We start from the raw sequence: 14909 nt of genomic DNA on the forward strand, positions 1-14909 counted from the left end.
GACCGTAGCCCGCCGAGAACCCGCCTCACGCAGGCGGGTTCGGGCCCGGCTGCTCACCGCCCGTCGGCACGACCGGCGGACATTCCCGCACGCCGTGGCCAGAGACAGCAGCCCTCCACGGGGCTCTCGCGGAACCGCCCACTCACGAATCAGGAGCCCCCGTCGAGCGACTCGGCCCCCGCCGCGGAGCCGGGAGAGGAGAACTCCTCCGGCGTCGCTGCGCCGGCGCGGCTGTCGCTGCCGGTATGCGAGTGTCGCGAGCCTGCTGGGCGTCCTTGAGCTCGCGGACCTCGAGCCGGTAGCTGAGCGGCTCGCGCCAGAACTCCAGCCGCGCCGGGGCGGTCTGGGGCAGGGTACGGACGACGGCGCGCGCCACCCCTGGTGCGTCCCCGTTGACCCGTGCCCTCCCCGGGGCGGAGGTCCTTGCACAGCCGTGAGGCCGGAAAGTCCCGCGACCGGCCCACCACGGTGACATGGCTCCGGCTGCCCCGTCGCCCCCTGTCCTCGTCGCGTCGGTGTGCTCGGCACCGTCATCGACTCGGTGCGGGAGCCCGACGCCCTGCCAGGGCCTCGCCATTGCCTCTGCGGTCACTAGAGGTGGATCGCGCGTGCCCTCTTCGAAGCCGCAGCCTGAGCACCTGGCGCGAGCCGCCGCGGCCTCTGATTCCTGTGCGGTGCCAACGGAGCCGCCGCAGAACGCCTCTGCCGCCGCCGGCCGTCGGTGTGTTCTTGTGGAAGTCCTTCGTTCAGGCGGCGCAGGGTGGGGCGTAGGAGCGGTCCGGCAGGTACTGCCGCCATTCGGTCCGGGTGATGGCCGCGCCCGCGACGGCGCAGATGCGGGCGGCGACGGCCCTGGGGTCGGTGTCCCACAGCCGTACGGTGTGGTCCGCGCTGCCGGCGGCGAGGGTGTGGCCCCTGGGGCTGAAGGAGACCACGTAGACGTGGTCGGTGGGGCCGGTCAGTGTCGCCGCGACGGTGGGTGACGCCGGTCGCGAGACGTCCCACAGCCAGACCGTGTGGTCGGTACTGCCGGCGGCCAGCGTGCGGCCGTCCGGGCTGAAGGCCACCGAGTAGACGTAGTTGGTCGGGCCGGTCAGCGGCCGGCCGAGGAGGCGCGGGGCCGCCGGCCGGCTCATGTCCCACAGCCGGACCGTGTGGTCCGCGCTGCCAGCGGCCAGCGTGCGCCCGTCAGGGCTGAACGCGACCGAGTAGACGGTGTCACCGCTCTCCGTCAGCGGGCGGCCGAGCGGCCGGGGCGTCTTCGGCCGGGTCATGTCCCAGAGCCGGACCGTGTGGTCCGCGCTGCCGGCGGCCAGCGTGTGCCCGTCGGGGCTGAACGCGACCGAGAAGACGTAGCTCCTGAATCCGGACAGCTTCGGCAGCGGGGCCGGGTGGGCTGGGCTCGTGACGTCCCACAGCCGGAGGGTCTGGTCGTCGTTGCCGGTGACCAGGGTGTGCCCGTCGGGGCTGAACGCGACCACCTCGGCGTACCCGGTCGTCGACCCGGTGAATGCAGGCCCGAGCGGAACGGGGTGGGCCGCGTCGGCGATGTCCCACAGCCGCACGGTGCCGGTGGTGCCGGCGATCGCGAGGGTCCGGCCGTCGGGGCTGAAGGCCACCGCCGTGACTGCGCCGCCGGGAACGACGAGTCCCTGGCCCAGCGGTTCACCGGTGGCGACCGTCCACAGTTGGAGCCGGTCGGTACCGATCGCGAGGAGCCGGCCGTCCGGGCTGAAGGCGATGCCGTTGACCACGTCATCGGTGATCAGCACCGGGCTGGGCAGGTGCCACAGCCGGGTCACCCGGTCGGCGTCACCGCTGACCAGCGTCGACCGGTCGCGCCAGAGCAGCGCGGTGACCGGCCCGGTGTGCCGGAATCCGGCCGTGACCCGGCGCGTGCGCAGGTCCCACACCCGGACCAGGTCGTCGCTGCCCCCGACCGCCAGCGTCCTGCCGTCGGGGCTGTACGCCAGCGCGTTGATCCAGCTGGTCGCGCCCGTGAGGGGCTTTCCTTCCTGCCGGGGAGCGGCCGGGTCGGCGACGTTCCACAGCTCGACCTGCTGATCCCGGCCGCCGACGGCGAGGCTCCCGCCGTCCGGACTGAACGCCAGTGCGTAGACGTCCTTGTGCGAGGCGGCGAATCCCGCCCCCGCCGCCGCGGGCCTGCCGGAGGCACCGACCCGCCAGAGGCGGACCTTCCCGTCGCCGCTGCCCGCGGCCAGGACCCGGCCGTCCGGGCTGAAGGCCACCTCGTGCACATATCCCGCGGGCCCGGTGAGTGCGGGCCCCGACGTCTTCGCGTGACCAGGAACCGTGACGTCCCAGAGACGGACGGAGTTGTCCGCGCCACCTGCCGCGAGCGTGTGCCCGTCGGGGCTGAACGCGACGCTGTAGACGGTGTCGGACGGGCCGGTGAGCGGTCTGCCGAGCGGGCGGGGCCGACTGGGCGCGCTGACATCCCACAGCCGTACGGTCCGGTGTGCGCCGGCCACCGCGAGCACCTTCTCGTCCGGGCTGAGAGCGACGGTGTACACCGCGTCGGGGAACGCGGCCAGTGGGTGCCCTAACGCCACCGGGTGGCGGGTGTCGGTGGTGTTCCAGAGCCGTACCGTGCCGTCGGCACCGCCCTGGGCCAGCAGGTGGCTGCGGCTGCCGAGGGCGAGGGCCTGCACCGCGCCGCCCGGGGCGAGCAGGCGGGTGACCGCGGGCGAGGCGGAGGAGTTCAGCAGGCTGGAGACGGCCTCGGGGGTGTCGGCGATCCGGTAGGCGGTCAGCGACAGCTGGGCGCCCAGGCCCACTTCGTCGGTACGGACCCGGTCCGCTGCGACGGCGGTCAGGCGCGAGGCGGCAGCGGTCTCCTGTTTCTCGGCCGTTCTGCTGCGCTGGATGCCGTACCAGGCACCGGCGACGACCAGGACGAAGACCACGCCCAGTGCGGTGCTCAGTTGGTACGACCGACGGGTGCGGCGGCGGGCGGCCAGTCGCTCCAGGCGCTCGTTCTCGATACCGGCGTCCAGGAACTCCCGTTCGAGCGGCGTGGGATCGAGGCGGTGTGCGGCGTCCTCCGCCCAGCCACGGGCGAGCGCGAGACCGGTCCCCCTCAGGAGCATCTGGTGATCGCGTCCGCTGTCGTGCCATGCCTCAGCCGCCTCGGTGAGCCGGTGATGAGTGCGGATCCCGTCGCGGTCGGACTCGATCCACTCCTGGAGGCGCGGCCAGGCGGACAGCAGCGCCTCATGGGTGATCGTCAGCGTCTCCGCGTCGGCGGTGATCAGCCGCTGCTCGATGAACAGGTCCGCCACCAGGCTCAGTTCGCCGGCTCCCGCGCTGCTCCCGGCACGCAGGAGTTCGCTGTGCCAGATGCGGCGCCGGACATCGGCCGTCGTGCTCGACAGCCGGACCAGCCGCAGGAAGAGCGTGCGGGCCAGGACCTGCTGCTCCGGGGTGAGCCCGTTGTAGACGTTGTCGGCGGTGTGCGCCACGGCGCCGGCGATGCCCCCGCTGGCCTGGTAGTCGGCCACGGTGAGCTGCCGGTTCTGGCCGCGCTCGGCGGTGGCGAACAGCGCGTGGGACAGCAGCGGAAGCGCGCCGTCCTCGTGCCCCTGGTCCGTGTCGCCCCTGGCCGCGGGCGCGAGGTCCCGCAGCAGCAACTCGACCAGCCCGTCGTCGAGTCTGAGGCCCGCGCTGCGGGCGGGCTCGACGATCGCCCGGCGCAGCTGCGCCGAGTTCATCGGGCGGACGATCTCCTGGGCCTCCTCCAGCGCGGTCGCCAGCAGCGGCCTGCGCAGCGCCGCCGGGTAGAAGTCGGCCCGCAGTCCCAGCACGGCCGAGACGACGGGGCCGGGTGCGGATCCGGGGGTGCCCTCGGCCGCGGCGCCCGGGCCGGTGCCCGTGCCCGTGCCCGTGAGCGCACCCAGCACCTCAATGAACGCCTGCCGCTCCGCCTCGTCCCGGCACGTCGTGAACGTCTCCTCGAACTGGTCCACCACCAGCACCAGCGGCTCGGGAACGAAGCGCGCACAGCCGGCCGGATCCGACCGCAGCGCCTCCACGATCTCGGGGACCGGCCGTCCCGCCCCCGGGGCGAGGTGTGCGGCGAGCTCGGTCAGCGGATGGGCCCGCGGGGTGAAGAGCGCCACCCGGGCACCTCCCTCGGCCCTCAGCAGGGGCACCAGTCCCGCCCGTAACAAAGAGGACTTGCCGGAGCCCGACGGGCCCACCACGAAGACCAGCGGCCGTCCGGCCGCGTGCCGCTCGGCCAGCCGGCGGCGCAGGCGCGCGGTCGGCTCCTCACGGCCGAAGAACAGATCAGCCTGCTCGGGCTCGAAGCTGGCCAGCCCGCGGTACGGGGAGACGGCGCTGCTCCGCCCGTATGACATCTGCCGGAGACGGATGAGGTCGTCCGTCAGCTCCTCGACGGTCGTCGCGTCGGTGATGCCGCAGGCGTTCAGCAGCGCAGGCAGCAGACGGATGGGCGGCAGGTGACGGCCCCCGAAGTACCCGCCGAGCGTGCTGGACCTCTGGTCGAGGATCTTCGCGATCTCCCGGACGGACAGTCCCGCGTGTTCCCTGAACGACGTCAGCTCCTGGGCGAACTCGGCCCGGTCGGCAATGGGTCTGCGTGCCCTGCCGGCCGGACGTGCTGGGTCCTGAGACACCGATCCCCCACTCCCCGCCGCCCCCGGTGTCCCGACCTGCGGCGCTCCCCTTTTTTTCGGCACGAATCCTCGGCCGAACTGCCTGTACGGACCTGTACGGACCTGTACGGACCCCCCTACGGGTTCGTACGACTTCGTACGGAGACTGTCCGGCCTTGTACGGGCTTGCGGCAACCGCTTCACGAATATTCACGATGCCGATTGGCTAACGGCATGTCCCGTTTTATATAGGCGCTTCCGCCCCGGCTCCCGGAGACGACACCATGACCAACGTCCCCGCCCTGTCCGCCGCAGCACTCCTTCTCACGCTGGGCATCGGCATGGTGCTGCGCCGTGTGGCGAGCGCCCCCGAGCAGCGTCCCGTGGTTCTGGTCGTGGCGTGGCTGTGCGTCGCCCTCGGTGTCGACCTGGTCCTCTTCGGCTTCTTCCCCGGGGAGACGATCAGCGGTAAGGCCCTCGGCTTCCGGGTGGGCGGTGCGGCCGCGCTCTTCCTCGTCGTGTGGCAGGGCTGCTTCCGGGTGCACAAGCAGGCACTGGCGCTGGACCGGCCGGGCGAACTGCTGCGGCAGAGCAGAGCCGAGACGGTACGGCTGCGCGATCAGCTCGCCGCCGCGACGGCCGTGCGGCAGCCCGAGCAGCTGAGGACGACCCGGGTGCACCGCCACCCTGTGGCCGGGCGTCCCGGCCGCGAACTGGGCATCATCACCGGCGATCTGAAGAACGTCGATTTCGTCGACGTCTGGGTCAACTCGGAGAACACCGACATGCAGATGTCGCGTTTCCACGAGCGTTCGGTGTCCGGCCTCATCCGCTACGAGGGCGCCCGGCACGATGCCTCCGGCCGCGTCGTGGAGGACTGCGTCGCCGACGAGCTGACCCACCGGGTGGCGGGGCAGACCCCCGTCATGCCGGGTACGGCGATCAGCACCGGGCCCGGGAAACTGGCCACCCGCAACAAGGTGCGCCGGATCGTGCACGTCGCCTCGGTGATCGGCGAGCCCGGCAACGGCTACCGGCAGGCACGCGCGCTGGCCCGGTGCGTGACCAACGCGCTGCGGGAGGCGGAGCGCCCGGGGCTGCCCGACGCCGGATCGCTGTGCGAACCGCCCGTCTCGATCGTGTTCCCGCTGCTGGGGGCGGGGGAGGCCGGCGCCGATCCGGTCGAGACCGCCGGAGCACTCCTGACGGCGGCCTACGAGTACCTCTCCTCCGACCGTCCCATGTCGCTCCGCGCCGTCTACGTCCTCGCCTACACCGACGCCGAACTGGCCGCCTGCCGGAGCGCGCTGGAGCGGTTGTCCGGCGGCGGCCGCACCGGGCGCTGAGCCACCGAACAGTCGCCGCCCGCCTCCTGCGCAGCAGGTGCCGGGAGGTCCGTCCGCGCTGCCCGCCGGAAGCACCGGCCGCAACGCCCGCCAGGAAGGGAAACACCGTGCAATCCATCTACTCGACCGAACCCCTGGCCCCCGACCGGGCCTACGTCCGTGCCCCCGATCGCCGTCCCTGGTACCTCCGGCTCGGCGAGGAGCAGCCGATCGTGGCCTCCGGTTGCCCCGAGAGCGACTGCGCACCCGGGGCGATCGAGGCCCACGACGTGTACTGCCGTACCCACGAGCGCTTGCTGCCGTTCTCGACGTCCGCGCCGACCCGGGCCCGGTGGCTGGTGGTCAATCTGCTGCGCGCACTGGTGTGCGGGGTGTTCTCCGTGTCCGCGCAGACCGCGAGCCCGGCGCCGGTGACGGTGCTGGCCGTGCTGACGGGGGCGGCGGCGCTCGGACTGCCCCTGCGGCACTACACGGTCGGCCGGACGGCCGCCATCGTCCTGTGGGCGCTGGCCTGCACGGTGAGCGTGCTGACCGCCGTGACGGGGACGCACGGCCACCGGATCATCGGCACGGTGTCGCTGGCGCTGGTCGCACTGGCCTGGCTGGGCTGGACCGGCGCCAAGCTCACCGACCGGGCGGACAACGGCCGGGCCCGGGCCCGTCGGGCCCGTCGGCCGAACCCGGGCGACCACTCCGGCGGCCGGGCGGTGGGAATGATCGGCTCGGGCATGGCCGCCGTGCCGGCCGCGCTCCTGCTGAGCCTGCTGCTTGCCCGGGGGCCCTCGGGCTGGCTGCTTCGGCTGCCCGCGGTGCGCGGCTGGCTGCTGGTGACCGCGGTCGGCGGCCTCGCCGGCGCGCTGCTGGCCGCGCTGCTGGTGGGCACGCTGGACGGCTGGGGGCTGGTCGACCTCCGGACCCGCCAGGCCAGGCTCCCGGCCAGGCCCGCCCTGCTGCGGTGGACAACGGTCGACAGGCGCTGGCACGGGGCACCACCGCGATCCTTCGCCGGCCGCGTCCAGGTCCTGGTGCTCGAACTGCGCCGCCAGTTGGTCACGGCGGCCCTGCGCTGCGCCGCCTTCGCCGCCAACGTCCTGCGGCTGACCGGCCACCACGCCGCCAAGGCCGTCGTCCGGCTGGCGAACTTCCTGTTCCGGCAGTCCGTGATCCTGCTGCGCCGGGCCCGCATGTCGATGTTCTGCGCGGGACATGTCCTGGGCAGGGCGGTACGGGTGCTGGTCACCACGGTCCCGCGCAGCCTCCGCATCGTCCTGCTGCCGCCCGCCGTACTGGTCCTCGCGGCGGCCCTCGTACCGGTGGTGGCCGGGGAGACCACGACGTACCTGACCCACGGCGGCCCCGGCCGGCTCGGCCTGGCACTCCTCGGCGCCCTGGCGTGCGTGCTGCTGTGGACGGTGGCGTGGGCGGCGTTCACGGGCGAACCGCTCGCCCGCACGCGGGACTCGGCGCTGCGTACCGCCGGACTCGCCCTGCCCCACGTGGTGCTGCTGACCACCGTCGGCGGATGGGTGCTGGGGCTGCCCGGCACCTTCGGCCACGGACGCATCCACGTGGGCTGGCTGACGCTCACCCTCACCGCCCTGGTCCTGGTCTTCCTGGTGCGCGCCAGGCCGGACCGCAAGCTCGCATCGGGCCAGTGACATGGCATGCCGCACCGGAGGGACGACATGACCATCCGAACCCGGGACCTGTTCCTGTTCGTCGGGGCCGGTGCCTCCCGGTCCGTGCCCGCCGGGCTACCGATGTTCGACGGACTGCGCCGAAGGATCCTCCTGGAGTTGGGACTGGTCGGCGACCGTCCGGACGACCCGCGGGCGAGCGCCTACGCGGAGCTCGCCCCCGAGGTCTTCATGCTCGCCCTGTCACGCGGCGGCGTGGCGGTCGTGCCGTGGCTGAACGACGTGCTCGGGGCGGGGGAGCCCAACGCGGCCCACTACGCGGTCGCCCGGCTGGCGGCTGCCGGGGCCACGGTGTGGACCGTCAACTTCGACCACCTGATAGAAAGGGCGGGCGGCCCCGGCCTCGTTCCGTGCGCCTGGCCCGCCGCCCCCGTCGACGGCGTGAAGCTGTTCAAGCCGCACGGCACCCTCGGCGGCGAACTCATCGTCGACGCCGAGGCGGTGCTCCGTGGCCTGCCTCCCGCCTGGGAGGAACGGCTGCGGGCCGACGTGGCGGGCCGCACGGTGGTCTTCCTCGGCTATCGCGGCTTCGACCTGGACTTCCAGCCGATCTGGGACGACGTGCTCGCGGCGGCGGAGGACGTGCTCTGGTTCGACCTGCCGGACCCGGCCGCGGACCGGCACAAGAGGCAGTTGCTGACCGGTAGGGAGACGGCCGGCCGTCTGTACCTGCGACCGCCGGTGCCCAGACCTGCCGAGGCGCCGCCCGGCGGGCCCAACCCGTCCTGGGACTTCGTCCATTGGTGCCGGACCGAAGGGCTCACCGATGTCGACCAGGCCCTGGTGCTACGGCTGTTCGAGCAGCCCGAACCGGCGTTTCCCCCGCTGCCGGGAAAGCCCTACGAGCGGGCGAAACCCGTGTTGCAGGGGCTGCTGGGCGAGATCGGAGCGGCCCGCAAAAGCTACCGGGCCCTCCTCGGACGTCCCGCCCATGTCCGGCACGCCGTCCGCGGGCTGCTCGAACTCCGGCTCAACCACGGTGGCCGTTCGGTCGCGTGGGTGCTGAGCGGCGCCCGGCTGCTGCCTCCGGTGGGACGGCTGGCCACGGTACGGCGACTGGCCGCTGTCAAGCGGCTCACCGTGCTGTCCAAGACCGGCAGCTACCGGGCGGTGCTGAACGGCACCGGAAACCTGACCGCCGACAGCCTCTCCACCCTGTGGATCCTGCGGTCCGCCGCGCTGCGCAGCTCCGCGTCGCTCGATGCCGCGGCGGAAGCGGCGGCCACCGCCTGGGACAGTGCGCGTGCCGAGCACCACCCCGTCCGGATCGCCCACGCCGCCTTCCAACGGACCCTCGCCCTGATGTGGGCGGACCGTCTGGACGAAGCCCGCACCTGCCTGGAGCAGCAGCTGGATCCCTACGCCGCTCTCGCAGCCAACAGATGGGTCGCCTGGGCGGACTTCATACGGGGCGGGCTGGCCGTCCGTGACGGGGACGGCCAGGCCGCGACCGCCCACTTCCAGCGCAGCGAGGACCGCTTCCAGGCCGAAGCACTCGACGACGGGGTGGCCAGCGTCCTCATCGCGCGGCTGGCCGTACTGCGGTTGCAGGGTCTGGACGGCGGCTTTGAGGAGTCGCTGGCAGAGGTCGAACGCTTCCAGCGCACCAAGGGCAGGCAGCGCCTGCGCTACGCACGGAATCACCGTTTCATGCGCCATGCGGTACTGCTCGAACGCGCCGAGTTCGCCCGCGTGCACACACGGGACACCGACGCGGCCCTGCGCCTGTACCGGAAGGTGGCCGGCTCTCCCTACCCGCTGCACGCCGCGCAGGCCCATCTCGGCCTCGCGATGCTGGAGGCCGAACGCCACCACCCGCCCGACCACGCTCGCGTGGCGCTGGCCACTGCGACGCGGATAGGCGCCCGCCGACACGCCCGCCACGCACAAGCCCTCCTGGCGGCGCCAGGCCCGGCCCGGGCACCCGAGTTCTTCTTCTGCTGAGCCCAGTGGCCCATAAACGATCCGACGCACCCCATGGGGTGCCTGTCCGGAAACTTCGTGGCCCCTCACTCCCGTGAAGGTGGAGGAGAGCGCTGACGGGCTCGCTGAACGAAGAGTTGGACGCACGAGGCGACCGCCTGGGTACGGGTCAGCGGGTACAGCCGCAGAGGGCGGCAGACGAGTCGGGCTGTACGCCGGGTATTCCTGGAGCACCCTTCTGACCTGCGCCTTTGCGAGCCGTATCCGTTGTGACCTGCTAGGACGGGTTGCAGAGGCGATCGGAGGCAGTCAGAGGAAATCGCTCTGATTCGACCCCGGTTCGCCCCGGGTCGCTCAGTGGCAGTCGGAGGCGGTCATCTCCGAAAGTGCCGTCTGGGCGGCCCGGGTGGGCCGGGCTGGATCGAGAGTGATGCCTTTGGCGGGCCTCTGGTTCGTCTCTGGTCGAGCCGTGATGGGGACGCCTGCCTCCGTCCGGTGTCAGAAACGCGACCGGCTCGAAGCACTCGTACGCAACCGTCTCAAGCGCCTTCAGTACCGGCCCGGCACCCTCGACGGCTTCATAACCGGCACCGGCCTGACCCTCGACGAACCAGCATCACCTTGACGAGCCGAAGTCAGTAGCCGTGCCGTGGTCCGCGGCGGGCGGGAAGCGGTCAAGGCGAAAAAGACTCTGTGGCTCTTCGCGGCAACCTTTTCGGCCTCTGGGACCACTCAGTGTTGTCCGGCCAAGTGGTCCGGTCAGATTCAACAGTTGAAAGAGAGCACAGGCGTGTCCCTGGAACGAGAGCACAGACATGTCCCCGGCCCACCCACGTCATCGGTGGCGTCCCGCGGCGGCCACCGTGCCGACGACGGCGCGCGCGGTGGCCGCCCGAAGCATCGTGGCCGTCGGTTGCTCGCGCGTCGGGGTCTCTGGGCGGGTCTCGCCATGGTGGTCGTGGCCGGCTCGGCTGTCGTGGTCAGCCAGGCTTCAGCGCAGCAAACCCTGGATCTGAAGAAGTGGTACGTGCTGGTCAACCGCAACAGCGGCAAGGTGCTGGACGACCGCGGCTTCGCCAGGAACGACGGCGCAGCGGTGGTGCAGTGGGCGCGCCACGGCGGGGCCAACCAGCAGTGGCGGTTCATCGACGCGGGTGACGGTTACTACCGGCTGCAGAACCGGAACTCCGGCAAGGTGCTGGACGACCACGGCTGGTCGAAGACCGCCGGCTCCGCCATCGTGCAGTGGAAAGACCTGAACGGCACCAACCAGCAGTTCAAACTGGCCAAGTCGCCGGACGGCTACGTGCGTTTGGTCAATCGCTTCAGTGGCATGGCTGTCGATGTCCACAACGCCGCCAAGGCCGACGGGAGCGGTGTTGTCCAGAACCGCGACCGGGGCGGTGCCGATCAGCAGTGGCAACTCGTCCCGGCCGGGAGTGTCGGCGGCTCCGGTACGCCCACCGCGCCGAGCGGCAGCGTTCCCACCAGCCAGGCTCCGAGCGGCGGCTCGCAGCCGTCGTCGGCGCCGTCTCCCGTGGCCGGTGGCGGCAGCTCGACGACACGTTTCATGGGCAGCAGCACGGTGCTCATCGGCGGCTCGATGTCCGACGCCTCGGCGGCCGCCGCTCCGTTCGACGTGCGGTACGCCTATGTGCACAGCCAGCCCGCGCCCTCGTCGGACTACTACTCGGCAGCGCGCTGCCACGACGGTTGGTCGGGTTGGTGGGGCTGCTGGAACGGCAGCACCACGGCGCCCGGCACTTACGTGACCTGGCGGGACAGCGTGGCGGCCCAGGCGACGTACAAGGGCAGCCCGCGTCCGCAGAAGATGCTCTGGACCTGGTACTCGTTGCGCGACCTCGGTGATGCGGCAGGCCAGGGCGACGGTCCGGGCGAGGTCAAGGCCATCAACCGGCTTGACCTGCTCACCCGGTACCTGAACGACTACCGTTTCTTCCTCCAGAAGATCGGCACGTCGCACGACGCGATCGACCTTGAGCCCGACTTCTGGGGCTACGTCCGGTCGCTCGGCGATCCGCACCAGGTTCCCGCACAGGTCTCGGGCGCGAATCCGACGGATTGCGGATCGCAGGAGAACAGCGCCGCCGGACTCTCCCGCTGCCTGATCTCGATGGCGCACAAGTACGCGCCGAACACCGCCGTGGGCCTGCACCTTTCCTGCTTCGACTGGCAGAACAACACCCAGGCATGCGTCAAGGACTACGCGAACCTCGGGGCGCAGAACGCCGACTTCCTGGTCACCGACGTGTCGGACCGCGACGCGGGCTGGTACGCACAGCCGGCCCACGGCGGCAGTGACCACTTCTGGACCGACCAGAAGGCCGCCGCCGCGCTGCAGTTCTACAAGACGATGGCCGAGTCCGTGGGCAAGCCGGTGGTCCTGTGGCAGATCCCCCTGGGCAACATGGCGCAGAACAACACCCTCAACCATTACAAGGACGACAAGGTGGACTGGTTCTTCGCACACATGGACCAGGTGGCAAACGCCCATGTCGCCGGGCTGCTCTTCGGTGCAGGGCAGCAGGAACAGACCACGGTCGAGTCCGACGGCGGAAACCTGATCCGCAAGACGATCGCCTATCACAACTCGGGCGCTACAGCGCTCAAGTAGGTGAGGCTGACGAATGCGCCCCCATCGCTTCGATGGGGGCGCATTCGTCATCTCCGTCGGGCTGAGGACTTCTCCGGGCGGCGCCGGCCATGCCGCCGTCGGTGCGGGCGCCGATCGAGGCGTCCTCGGCGAAGGGGATGATCGTGCTGACGCAGAACCAGGAGCCCACCCATCAGCCCGACAAGCCTCGCCGAGCCCCCGTCTGGTCTCCAAACGACGGGAACCCCAGCCGGCTCACGGCTGGGGTTCCTCGATGTGGTGAGTAGCGGAAAGCGGGTGAAGGTGCCCACGCCGTAGACCGCTCGTCTACGCGCCGGCGGACCGCACCCGATCGCGATCACTGTGGATCAGGCGGGTCAGCGCTGCAGGGTGAGGACGCCCGGCCGCCACGGCAGCTGGTCGTGGGGGCCGCTCGCGGAGGGGGACTTGCCCTGGTAGAGGAACTGCAGGTTGCAGGGGTCGACGGTCATGGTCTGGTCGGGGTTGGTGCGGACCAGGTCGCCGTGGCTGATGTCGTTGGTCCAGGTGGCACCGCTGTTGGCCTTGCCGGCGAAGGGGTTGTCCTCGCTGGCGGCCTGCCGGGTCCACGCTCCGTTCAGGCTGGTGGCGGTGAAGGAGCGGAAGTAGCGCTGCTCGTTCGCGCCCCGAGCTTCGACGATCATGAGGTACTGGTTCTGGCCCTGGACCTTGTAGACCTGTGGCGCCTCGAACAGGTTCTTCGTGGCGTCGCTCATGACCGTCGTGTACGTGCGGCAAGGAGGCTCGTCCCCTTGCCGCACAGCGGCGTTCACCGGGTCGGGACGAACCCTCCCCGGACCGACGCGGAGCCGCCCGAACCCTGCCCGTCGACGCGGTAGCCGTCGCCCGCGGCACTGCGGACACTGGTGCCGTTGTTGAACTGCGCGGCGAACTCATGGCTCCCGGCCGGCACGGTCAGGCCCGGCTTGAGGACCCAGCGGTAGACCAGCGTGCCGCCGGCCTCCTGAACGGTGACGGTGAAGTCACCACTCGGCAGGGTCTGCCAGGTGCCGGTGTTCTTCACCCCGCCGGTCTGCACGATCCGCATCTCGACCGTGAGTGAGGTGAGCGGCTGGGGCGTTTTGAGGGCGAGGTTGCTCTGCGTCCAGTAGACGGTGCTGCGCGGGTCCACCGAGCCGGCCGCCCACAGCGGCCCGTGCTGGCTCTCGCCGGCGGCCGGCGATGGACTGGGGGCCGGCGGAGTCGGGCGCGCGCTGCCCGGGGTGGTGGCCGGGGCCGGCGCGACAGGGGTGGGGCGGGCCGATGTCGGGTGCGGGGAGCCGGCGGTCGGGGACGGGGTGGCAGGCACGGTCACGGTGGCCGACGGCGACGGGGTCGCGACGATGGCGGCGACGGCAAGGCCGCCGGTCGTCAGGATGCCGGCGGCGGCGAGCCCGGCGAGCGCGACCCTGGTCCCGGACCTCGCGAACGGTCGCGCGCGGTGACGGACGGCGGGGCCGGCCATGCCGCGTTGCACCCGGGCCAGCATCCTCGCGCGGTCGGGCCGGTGGGCCTCGGTGGCCTCCCGCAGCTGACGGGCGATCTCCTCGTTCACCGGTTCCTCCTCCCTGCCACCAGGTCCCCGGCCGCTCGTGCGCCCAGTGTCCTTTCCAGCTCGGCCATTCCCTTCGAGGTCTGGCTCTTCACCGTGCCGACCGAGATGCCCAGCGCCACCGCGGTGTCCTTCTCCGACAGGTCGAAGGCGTGCCGCAGCACCACGCAGGCGCGTTTGCGGAACGGCAGCCGGGCGAGCGCCGCGCGGACGTCCAGCACGGCCGCCATGTCCGGCCCCTCCACCTTCTCGGGGCTGCGGGACCAGAAGAGCGTGATCCGACGTCGCTCCCGCACCGTGCTGCGGATCCGTCCCCGCGCCAGGTTGGCCACCACACCGCGGGCGTAGGCGAGCGGGTGGTCGGCCTGCCGCAACCGGTCCCAGCGCTGCCACAGGGCGACCAGGGCATCCGCCGCGAGGTCGTCCGCCGCGTCGGTCTCGCCGGTCAGCAGGTAGGCCAGACGGGCGAGTTCGGCATAGTGGCGTTCGAAGAATTCGTGGAACTCCGCGGACGCGTCATCGAGGACCATCCCTCGGTCGCCCTCTCCTGGCAATGATGTGCGCGTTGGTTGTGCGTTCAACAACGGGGAGCGCAGCCTAACAGTGCCCAGCCCTGGATTCGAACGGCGGTCGTGCTCGGTTGCGGGGCGGTGAAGGCTGACCGGCTGGCTGCCGGGCGAACCGGACGCCGGTCGGCTGGGCGACGTCGGGCTGCACGGCGGTGCCGTCGACGGCCAGCCGCTCCCCGTGGATGTCGGTGATCCTTACACCGGTTCCGCTCCCGGTGGGACGGCACGCCGGCACGCCGACGACCAGCAGCGCCGAGGGAACGCCCGTGACCAGTCCGCGCCTGCGCCACGGTTGCGGCGCGGCCTGCTTCGTTTCCCTCATGCCCGTCCATCCGGTAGTTCGACTCGGCCTTCCGGCTCCCGGTTGCCGCAGAGGACGAGAAGGTTGCCGCCCCGACGCTGTTTTCTCGGCGACCGGTGCACGGCACGAAAGGGAACCGTTCCCCAGAACGTAGGCGGAATGGAGAACTTCTCCGGGTTTTTTTGAGATCCCGGTGGCCGGCCACCGGTCTTCACGTCCGTAAGGATCACC

8 protein-coding genes and 1 pseudogene are annotated in these 14909 nt (G+C 71.7%); 5 read left to right on the plus strand and 4 right to left on the minus strand.

Annotated elements, in window-relative coordinates; genetic code table 11:
* Positions 1–746 precede the first annotated feature (746 nt).
* A complete protein-coding gene (locus LQ326_RS36430) occupies positions 747–4658 on the minus strand; it encodes an nSTAND1 domain-containing NTPase (RefSeq protein WP_234543353.1) in 3912 nt (1303 codons plus the stop codon).
* A gap of 263 nt (positions 4659–4921) precedes the next feature.
* On the opposite strand from LQ326_RS36430, the gene LQ326_RS36435 reads away from it, so the two are divergent.
* The 5 genes and pseudogenes from LQ326_RS36435 to LQ326_RS36455 all read left to right on the plus strand — a co-directional run bounded on the left by LQ326_RS36435 (position 4922) and on the right by LQ326_RS36455 (position 12238).
* Positions 4922–5983 (plus strand): macro domain-containing protein, encoded by a 1062-nt coding sequence (locus LQ326_RS36435; protein WP_234543354.1) that lies wholly within the window; start codon positions 4922–4924, stop codon positions 5981–5983.
* Positions 5984–6090: 107 nt separating this feature from the next.
* Complete coding sequence (locus tag LQ326_RS36440) at positions 6091–7641, plus strand: hypothetical protein (RefSeq protein ID WP_234543355.1); 1551 nt, start codon at positions 6091–6093, stop codon at positions 7639–7641.
* Between the two features lie 27 nt (positions 7642–7668).
* The gene (locus LQ326_RS36445) at positions 7669–9624 is read left to right on the plus strand and encodes an SIR2 family protein (RefSeq protein ID WP_234543356.1); all 1956 of its coding nucleotides are present in this window, start codon (positions 7669–7671) and stop codon (positions 9622–9624) included.
* A 487-nt stretch (positions 9625–10111) separates the two neighbouring features.
* Positions 10112–10228: pseudogene (locus LQ326_RS36450) on the plus strand (IS630 family transposase); the annotation flags it as partial.
* A 24-nt stretch (positions 10229–10252) separates the two neighbouring features.
* Entirely contained in the window at positions 10253–12238 is a 1986-nt protein-coding gene (locus LQ326_RS36455; RefSeq protein ID WP_234543357.1) for an RICIN domain-containing protein, read from the plus strand.
* A 356-nt stretch (positions 12239–12594) separates the two neighbouring features.
* On the opposite strand, the gene LQ326_RS36460 is transcribed toward LQ326_RS36455, so the two are convergent.
* Genes LQ326_RS36460 through LQ326_RS36470 form a run of 3 tightly spaced genes read right to left on the minus strand, consistent with a single transcriptional unit; the run spans position 12595 to position 14338 of the window.
* On the minus strand, positions 12595–13029 hold the full coding sequence (locus LQ326_RS36460; protein WP_308402086.1) for a non-reducing end alpha-L-arabinofuranosidase family hydrolase: 435 nt from the start codon (positions 13027–13029) through the stop codon (positions 12595–12597).
* Positions 13026–13811 carry a hypothetical protein gene (locus tag LQ326_RS36465; RefSeq protein ID WP_234543359.1) on the minus strand — a complete coding sequence of 262 codons (786 nt, stop codon included), beginning with the start codon at positions 13809–13811 and terminating at the stop codon, positions 13026–13028. The genes LQ326_RS36460 and LQ326_RS36465 overlap by 4 nt, the downstream gene beginning before the upstream one ends.
* On the minus strand, positions 13808–14338 hold the full coding sequence (locus LQ326_RS36470) for a SigE family RNA polymerase sigma factor (RefSeq protein WP_234543360.1): 531 nt from the start codon (positions 14336–14338) through the stop codon (positions 13808–13810). The genes LQ326_RS36465 and LQ326_RS36470 overlap by 4 nt, the downstream gene beginning before the upstream one ends.
* Between the last annotated feature and the right edge of the window lie 571 nt (positions 14339–14909).

This window comes from Streptomyces shenzhenensis, assembly GCF_021462265.1.
Classification (GTDB): domain Bacteria; phylum Actinomycetota; class Actinomycetes; order Streptomycetales; family Streptomycetaceae; genus Streptomyces; species Streptomyces shenzhenensis.